Genomic DNA, 7787 nt, shown 5'->3' with positions numbered 1-7787 from the left:
ACCTCAACATCAACGGGTATGGTTGGTGTTGATTTGAATGTGAATCATATCGCCGTCGCCAATATCAACGCCATAGGTCAATGTGTGGATGCCTTTACCCTTCCGTTTAACTTAGAGGGTAAAACCAGTGGACAGAGGGCGAAAATCATCGAAGCAGAGGTTATTGCCCTCGTTGACTATGCTGTTAAACATCATAAGCCACTCGCGATTGAAAACTTGGATACGACGCGGTCCAAAGTGTCGCGTCCTTATGGGAATAGGAAAGCCAATCGCCAAATGAGTCAGTTTGCTTATCAAAAAATGATCCTAGCGATCAAGTCAAGAGCCGAAAAAATGGGGGTGGCTGTCTATGTTGTTAACCCTGCTTATACCAGTCAAATTGGCAAGATGAAATATATGAAGCGACTCGGTGTGTCCATTCACATGGCAGCCGCTTATGTCATTGCCCGTCGGGCAATGGGCTTTAAGGAAAAACTCCCACCGATATTGTATTCACTTGTTCCAGAGCAGAAACAAGGTCTACATCATTGGGCGCAATGGGCGTATTTGACACGTACCCTGTCTTTTGTCAGAACCTATACGTTCTATCAGACAGAACGATTCGACCCAAGTAAGTTGTGCTCCTGGAGCGCACTATTTCCCCAACATGCTTTAACAGATGTTGAGAAAATAGGTTTGCGTCGGTTGGAAAGTAGAAAAACCTATGCTTAGTTGAACGAGCATGGGTCGCCTTTAGGGTGTCCTTACGGAATCCCCTTCCTCAAACATTCCTGAGAATGTTAGGTGGGGGTAGTTCAATTTCGTATAGCATGATGAAGAAAAGAATTGGAGAAAGATAGTACGTTATAAGGACAGGAAATAGGATAATTTCCTGTAGTTGAAAGCTTGGTACTACAGGATAAATCATGAGACAAATGCCTGCTGCATATATTGGATAGATAAATATATGATATGAAAAAAGGAATTGCTTGTTATTTTTCAATCGTACTCACGCCTTTCACTTTTAGTTACATAACGCAAGTATTGTAAGATTTTAGTGTGATGCCGTTAACATAATGTATCTACGTATAATTGTACATCTTTTCTTAAAAAAGTAAATAGAATGGAAAAAATTCATTATAAAATTAATTATGGAAATACATTTGATCCTTGGTTTAACTAAAAATAAGAGAAAGTAGATAGTAATTTAAAAGAATTTTATGCTCTGTTTACAATCGGATGGAATATTCATCTAATAATTTACAAGTAATGACCCTTATGTTACGATTGAACTGATAAATGAGACGAAATGGAGTGATAGTGATGGGGTTATTTGATGGTTTGATGGGCAACGCAACCGATGCGACAAGTAATGATATTGAAAAAGCAATTGGGCATTTATTGACGGACGGTGAAACAATCGAAGCGGGATTTAAGTTAATCCGTGATTTAATGGTATTTACGAATAAGCGTTTAATTATGGTTGATAAGCAAGGGGTTACGGGTAAGAAAACTGATTTTCACTCAGTCCCTTATCGCTCAATTTCTCATTTTAGTGTTGAGACTGCGGGTACCTTTGATCTTGATGCAGAACTAAAAATCTGGATATCTAGTGCACAGGCGCCTCTATTTGATTTACAGTTCAGAAAAGACGACAGTATCGCTAAAATCCAGCGACTATTAGCGGCACATTGCTTATAAGTCTTATTTAAGGAGCATTTCTTATGATAGTCATGCGAGTCATCATCATAATCATCCTTCTCATATTGGGCGCTTGGAATTGGAGTTCGAGGTCCGAATGGGTGCGTGATAAAATGGAAGAGTTCAAAAGAGACCAGCGGTAAATGTAAAATATATAAGAGTAAAATACCGGTTAATAAGAGGTAAATTAGAAGTCAGATTTAATTTATCATCTTTAATAGCGTGGATTTTAGAGAGAGGGTGAGTTAAATGTACTGGAAATTACGTCTACCACTCATGCTAGCCACCTTTGGTGTAGTGGCAGGATTATTTGACGGAATGCTTGCTACTTTTCTTATGAATGCTTCATATGTTGAAAGAAGCGCTAGCTATCTCACGATTGTTGGAATCATTATCTATATGTTAGAAAAGACAGGCATCAATGAAAAACGTGTACATGTTTCAATCAGTGTGGCAATTGTTCTCTTCGGTTTAATTTTCGAAGCGTTTATGCTAAGTGTTGCTTAAGTGTTAGCTGTATAAAAAAGATTCACCTAATTTAAACAAGCCAGCGGCATTTATTTATGCTGCTGGCTTGTTTTTTAATTTTTCGCAAACTCCCCGTCTATCTCAACGGTTTCATAAATATTAATGAAGGCTTTTGGATCATGCTTTCTGACAATATCTTTAATCGTCTTCGTTTCATAACGGGTAACGACCATCATCAGTAAATCTTTTTCTTCTAAGGTATAACCACCTTGTCCTTTAGACATTGTGATACCGCGATAAATTGAATCGATTAGTTCTCTTCGGATAGCTTCTCCTTCTGTTGTTACGATCTGCATGGTTAACTTAATGTGGTTCGTATGAATCGTATCGATCACACGCCCGGTTATATAGATGTTTAGCATCGTATAAAGCGCGATATTCCAGTCGAACACAAGTCCTGAAATTAAGACGATAATCCCATTCATCGCGGTTAACATTAAGCCTACACTCATATTACTGACGCGTGACACAATCATCGCAATAATATCAAAGCCACCACTTGAACCAGAGAATTTAAGGATAATACCAATTCCTAAACCAGTAATGACACCACCAAAAATGCTACCGAGCAATAAGTCTTCGGCTACATCGTAAATCGGTACAACATATAAGAAAAATGAGAGTGCGACAACAACTAAGAAAGTGCTTAATGTCACGTTCTTTCCTAAAAATATGTAACCAATAATAAAAATAGGAATGTTGAAAACAATATTAAGCAAACTTGTGTCAAACGGGCTAATCAAGCTGACTAAAATAGCCAGTCCACTAACTCCTGCGCTTAGGACACCGGAAGGAATCAGAAATAAATTAAAGGCTAAAGCAATAATCACTGAACCAACCACAATTGAGCTATATTTTTTTATCATAAGGCGTCCTCCTTCTTTCCTGCTTTTTAAATTTAGCAAATCTCCCCTCCTCGGTCAAGACAATTGACCATTCACGTTATTTTCTAAATATTAAATCACGTTCCTAATGAAACATAATAGATATTATGTTTCATTGTGAAAATACATGAAAACGTGGTAAAATAAAGGTTAAGTCATATATTTATCATTTGTTTATTTTTTCAAGGAAACATAAATTGACTTTTCGTTCCTACATATTTTAGCATTTTAATTTTAAGTAGATTGTAAAGAATATCGGTTTGCTAGATACTTTTTGAGAAACGAAAGACGGGCTATAGGTTTCATTATGATATGTGAGAAGGACAGGATAAATGTTGAATTTCCCTTTTTTTAGTGTGTTGTCAGAAGGCGTTTAAAGCGAATGAAATTAAATTTCACGTATCATTAATCGTTTATCGCGAAATAATTGATGACTTAAATAGATCTATTTTGAAAGGTTGTGAGAAGTGTGGAGAAAAAACAAATGGCCCCCTTTGTCTATTTAACAAAGGGAGAATATCAATACTTACTAGAAAAATTTGGGGAGTACCGTTTGAAAGAAAAAATCAAACAATTGAATCAATCAAAGATTAAACAACCCGAACGACAAGAATCGATTGTATCTGATTATCATGCCCTACTTAGCCGAGGCATGCAGACAGTGGAACCTATTCGTGATAAATTATTAATTCAAGCGATGAAAGATGAATTAAAACGAGAATCAGATAGAAATTACTTTTTATTTGTGATGGGAATTAACACTGGTCTACGAATCAGTGACTTATTACCGCTTCAAGTACGAGATGTTCGTGGGCAAACACATATCGTATTAAAAGAAAAGAAAACGAATAAAGCCAAACGCTTTTTAATTAATTTTGAACTGAGACAACAGATTGATCACTATACGATCCATATGGCCGATGAAGACTATTTATTCTCATCGTATAAGACTGGGTTGCCTATCCAACGGGTACAAGCCTATAAAGTGTTAAATAAAGCAGCGAGACGTGTCGGGATCACTAACTTCGGCACGCACAGTATGCGAAAGACATTTGGTTTTTGGCATTATACGATTAATAAGAATGTCGCGCTCTTACAAGACATTTTTAATCATGCCTCACCTGACATTACGTTAAGATACATCGGGATCAATCAAGATATCGTTGATCAAAGTTTAGCGAGTTTTAGTCTATAATAACTGTTGAAGGATTGAGTCAGATGTTGTAGCTTTTTCAGCATCGAATGTCAAAATATTTACCAGAAAGATAAATACTTAAATTGTAAATTCAAATGTATAAGTATTTAAGACACAAAAAAAGCTCTGAGCGCAAATACGACAGAGCTAAATAATCATAAAAAATACGAGATGGTGCAGGCACCTTCTCGCTAAAAACTCAAAAGAGTTTTTGTTCCTTATTTATATTATATATTTCATTTATAAAAATAGTTAATGGCTTTTTTTCACGAAGTCATAATGAGATGTTTGGATTTGGTTTGCTTTAAAGAATGCTCCTGTAATCTAATTCGTAATGGATGCTTTACTATATGCTTCCATCGGCCATTTCTCTAATGTGTAAGCCATCTCCCAGAATAAATATTCATATTGACAACTTTTTAAGAACAGATCCGTCCAACGTTCTTTTTCTGTGTCTGATGCAGTTTCCGCCAATTGGTCTAAGCGATTAATTTGTTCTTTGACGAGTGTCATAAACCAATCCGAATGATACGCCTGAATCCATGTTTGATAGACGGGTTCTTTTGGTGTTTTATGTTTTAATTGTTCACCAATGTCTGCATATATCCAGTAGCAAGGCAGAATCGCCGCAATAACGTCACCCAGTTGACCGAATTGACTGGCTCGGTACATATGTGAGGTATAAGCATAAGCAGTTGGCGCTGGTTCAAATGCTTGTTGTTCGCTTATTGAGATGTTTAATTGTTCCATAAAGGTCCGGTGAAGATCTAGTTCTGCTTCATAGGTACCTTGGACGTGTTTTGCCATACTGTTCGTTACTTCTAATGAATCTGCTTTTGCGGCAGCTAATGCTTGTGTCTTTGCAAAGTGACTTAAATAATACGCATCTTGCAGAACGTAGTAACGGAATCGGTCGAGTGGTAAGGTGGAATCTCCCAGTCCTTGTACAAAAGGATGCTCGAAACTAGCCTGCCAAATTGGATTGGCCTTTTGTCTTAATTCATCTGTAAATGTCATACATCTCTCTCCTTTTTCAAATAAAAACACCACCGCTAAATAAGCAAGTGGTGTCGATCATTGAATAAAGAAAGTCAAATCTCGTCCCACTTCCCTCCGCTAGCATCAACTAGATCAGGTTCAAAGGGTCAAGGCATTCGTTGCCAATCTCAGTCACAGATCAGTGACTCCCCTAGTGGTGTTTCATTTAATTGTATTTTGATACTGTTACTGTAACATACTGACTATTAAAGTCAAGGGTTACTTCATTACTTTCCAGACATCATTGGCGTAGCTGACTGGGTCTTCTACTGGCAAGCCTTCAATCAGTAAGGCTTGGTTGTATAAAACATTTGTGTAAGTCTCCATCATATCCTCATTTGATTGGGAGGCTTGTTTGAGTGACTTAAAGATATCATGGTCCGTGTTTATTTCTAACACTTTCTCAGCTTTTACGCCTTGATTCTCAGGCATCATACTTAATACTTTCTCCATCTCAATCGAGATATCACCTTCATTAGACAGGCAGACAGGATGTGTTTTCAGGCGTTTAGATAGACGGACATCAGCCACTTTGTTTTTAAGGATGTCTTTCATTTGATCGAAAATCGCTTGGTCTTCTTCAGAAGCTGTCTTTTCTTCCGCTTGATCATCCTCAAAACCTAAATCACCGCTTGAAACTGATTTAAATTCTTTTTCATCGTGATTCAATAACATTTTAATCGCGAATTCATCAATATCATCGGTGAAGTAAAGAATTTCATAGCCTTTATCTCGGACGATTTCCGTTTGCGGTAATCGCTCAATGCGTGCATGTGACTCACCTGTTGCATAATAAATGTATGTTTGATCTTCCTTCATGCGTTCAACATATTCACTTAAGGTTACAAGTTTTTCTTCAGTTGATGAATAAAACAGAAGTAAATCTTTTAAGGTATCTTTATTTTGACCAAAGTCACTGTAAACGCCATATTTTAATTGACGACCGAAAGCTTTGAAGAACGTTTCATACTTCTCGCGGTCATTCATTAACAATTTCTTTAATTCTTGTTTAATTTTCTTCACTAAGTTTTTCTCTATCAGTTTCAACTGACGATCATGTTGCAGCATTTCACGAGAAATATTTAGTGATAAGTCTTCCGAATCGACAAGTCCTTTTACAAAGCTGAAGTAATCAGGTAAAAGTTCAGGTGCTTTGTTTTTAATTAAAACACCATTTGAGTACAACTCTAATCCTTTTTCGAACTCTTGTGAGTAATAGTTGTATGGTGCTGATTCAGGGATGTAAAGAATGGCTTGATAACGAATATTCCCATCAACACTCACGTGGACATGTGTTAGTGGATCGTCATAACCGTAATGTTTTTCTTGATAGAAATTTTTATAATCATCATCGGTTAATTCAGCCTTATTTTTCTTCCAGATTGGCACCATACTATTGATCGTCTTTTCTTCAACCACTGTTTCGTACTCATCTTCTGTGTCTTCTTTTAGTTTTTCTTCGGTAAGATCCATTTTAATTGGGTAACGGATGAAATCCGAATACGTTTTAACGATGTCTTGAAGTTGACGCGTATCTAAGAATTGTTCAAAGTCATCATCTTCTGTTGATTCTTTGATTGTAAGTGTAATTGTTGTCCCTACATCTTCTTTATTTGCTTCTTCGATAGTAAATCCTTCAGCACCTTCAGAGTACCAATGATAAGCTTGTTCTGAATCTACTGCGAGCGATGTCACACTTACTTTGTCAGCCACCATGAACGCTGCGTAAAAGCCGACACCAAACTGGCCGATAATATCAAAACCATCTTTAATTTCATTATCTTTCTTAAATGCCAGGGAACCACTTTTTGCGATGGTTCCTAAGTTTTGTTCTAACTCTTCTTTTGTCATACCAATCCCGTTATCTGTAATTGTTAAGGTACGATCGTCTGAATTTGTTTCAATCTTAATGTAGTAATCCGATTGATCAAACGTTATCTTCTCATCGGTAAGTGCACGATAATACATTTTATCCATCGCATCACTCGCATTTGAGATTAATTCACGTAAAAAGACCTCGCGCTTTGAGTAAATCGAATTAATCATCATGTCTAATAATCGTTTTGATTCTGCTTCAAATTGTCTAACTGCCATATGTTATTCCCTCGCTTCTTAATTTATTTTCTTATGTATTAGCACTCGATGACTTAAAGTGCTAATATATATTTTTTAACATATTTTTCACCCTCTTGTCAATCCTTTCATCTGGTATTCGCTTATCTTTCACCTTATTAAAATAGAAAAAACCACACCAATCGGTGTGGTTAGCTCTCGTATTGAATTAATTGACTTGGGTATAGTCAATGTGACGTTTCGCTTCTGTTTCTTTTTTCAAGTAATTGTATTGGTCGGATAATGCGTCAAACCCGGGAGTTTGACACTTCATTTCTTTAAAAGCACTCTTAAGCCTTGATATGGCTTATTTTTTATGTCAAATTTCGACTTTAATTATTGAGTACTAT

General features: G+C 36.6%; 7 protein-coding genes and 1 riboswitch. Of the genes, 4 read left to right on the top strand and 3 right to left on the bottom strand.

Features of this window, described 5'->3' with window-relative positions; all coding sequences use genetic code 11:
- From BM098_RS12675 to BM098_RS12665, 3 genes are all read left to right on the top strand, one after another.
- Positions 1 to 711: IS200/IS605 family accessory protein TnpB-related protein (locus BM098_RS12675; RefSeq protein WP_200795852.1), on the top strand; the 711-nt coding region annotated here is incomplete at its 5' end.
- Between the two features lie 591 nt (positions 712 to 1302).
- Positions 1303 to 1680, top strand: coding sequence for a PH domain-containing protein (locus BM098_RS12670; RefSeq protein WP_062322553.1), 378 nt, complete (start codon positions 1303 to 1305; stop codon positions 1678 to 1680).
- Positions 1681 to 1929: 249 nt separating this feature from the next.
- Positions 1930 to 2187 (top strand): hypothetical protein, encoded by a 258-nt coding sequence (locus BM098_RS12665; protein ID WP_089833936.1) that lies wholly within the window; start codon positions 1930 to 1932, stop codon positions 2185 to 2187.
- Between the two features lie 74 nt (positions 2188 to 2261).
- Here the strand turns inward: BM098_RS12665 and BM098_RS12660 are convergent, their stop codons facing one another.
- Positions 2262 to 3074: a YitT family protein gene (locus BM098_RS12660; RefSeq protein ID WP_089833934.1), complete on the bottom strand. Its 813-nt coding sequence runs from the start codon at positions 3072 to 3074 to the stop codon at positions 2262 to 2264.
- A gap of 670 nt (positions 3075 to 3744) precedes the next feature.
- Here BM098_RS12660 and BM098_RS12655 point away from each other — a divergent pair.
- A complete protein-coding gene (locus BM098_RS12655; protein ID WP_089833938.1) occupies positions 3745 to 4287 on the top strand; it encodes a site-specific integrase in 543 nt (180 codons plus the stop codon).
- 324 nt (positions 4288 to 4611) lie between these two features.
- On the opposite strand, the gene tenA is transcribed toward BM098_RS12655, so the two are convergent.
- A complete protein-coding gene (gene tenA / locus BM098_RS12650; protein WP_089833932.1) occupies positions 4612 to 5304 on the bottom strand; it encodes a thiaminase II in 693 nt (230 codons plus the stop codon).
- A 74-nt stretch (positions 5305 to 5378) separates the two neighbouring features.
- A riboswitch (TPP riboswitch) is annotated at positions 5379 to 5488 on the bottom strand.
- A gap of 56 nt (positions 5489 to 5544) precedes the next feature.
- Positions 5545 to 7419: a molecular chaperone HtpG gene (gene htpG, locus BM098_RS12645; RefSeq protein WP_089833930.1), complete on the bottom strand. Its 1875-nt coding sequence runs from the start codon at positions 7417 to 7419 to the stop codon at positions 5545 to 5547.
- Between the last annotated feature and the right edge of the window lie 368 nt (positions 7420 to 7787).

It is taken from the genome of Halolactibacillus halophilus, from assembly GCF_900115605.1.
Classification (GTDB): Bacteria; Bacillota; Bacilli; order Bacillales; family Amphibacillaceae; genus Halolactibacillus; species Halolactibacillus halophilus.
The sequence above is the reverse complement of the archived record's forward strand: the minus strand, read 5'-3'. Positions and strand labels throughout refer to the sequence as shown.